Source organism: Desulfovibrio sp. JC010, assembly GCF_010470675.1.
In the GTDB taxonomy this organism is placed as follows: Bacteria; Desulfobacterota; Desulfovibrionia; order Desulfovibrionales; family Desulfovibrionaceae; genus Maridesulfovibrio.
Genome location: NZ_VOIQ01000063.1, coordinates 1 through 350 on the forward strand (window position 1 = coordinate 1; position 350 = coordinate 350).

1 pseudogene is annotated in these 350 nt (G+C 49.4%); it reads left to right on the top strand.

What is annotated here, in order from left to right:
- Positions 1 to 350, top strand: a pseudogene (locus tag FMR86_RS20350) (hypothetical protein); the annotation flags it as partial.

A 350-nucleotide genomic window follows, 5' to 3' on the forward strand; every position in this document is an offset into this window, starting at 1 on the left:
GGCTTCATCCGTTACAGCGATGCAGCTCAGACCGATGGTGGCGCTAACGCGGTTTCCAACCACGATGAACTCGATATCTTCTATCTGGCAGCTCCCATCACCATCGATGGTATCTCTGCTACCCCTTACGCTGCTTACGCAAACGTAGGTAAAGACGTTCTTGATGGCAACGGTGTACAGGCTGATAACATCGAAAATTACGAAGGTCTTCTCGGTGTTGTAGCTGATCCTGACATGAATAAAGATTCTCAGGCATGGTGGATCGGTACCTCCTTTGAAATGGACATGTTCGATCCCATCGTTTTCGCAGCTGACATCGTTTACGGTTCCGTAGACGCTGACCAGAAGCA